Source organism: Peribacillus sp. SIMBA_075, from assembly GCF_046534585.1.
The window spans coordinates 1-251 of record NZ_JAWRYN010001159.1 but is presented as its reverse complement, the minus strand read 5'-3'; the positions used below and the strand labels follow the sequence as shown (position 1 = coordinate 251).

General features: G+C 38.2%; 1 protein-coding gene. It reads right to left on the bottom strand.

Going from position 1 to position 251, the window contains the following annotated elements; translation table 11 throughout:
- A partial coding sequence (locus SB775_RS31950) for an NTP transferase domain-containing protein (protein ID WP_410865303.1) occupies positions 1–181 on the bottom strand: 181 nt, incomplete at its 3' end.
- Positions 182–251: the final 70 nt, after the last annotated feature.

Genomic DNA, 251 nt, shown 5'->3' with positions numbered 1-251 from the left:
GTACCTTTTCAGCACCATGTCCAACGACTGTTACAAGTTTCTGCAATCCTAATTGAGATACTTCATTGACTACATGTTGTACCATTGGTTTTCCACATACAGGATGCAGCACTTTGTATAGCTTGGACTTCATACGTGTGCCTTTACCTGCAGCTAGAATCACTGCAAATCTGTTTGACATATAGACCCTCCATCGCAACCTATTTATCCATTAACGATATTATCCTAAATCATCATATATTTCAAGAAAC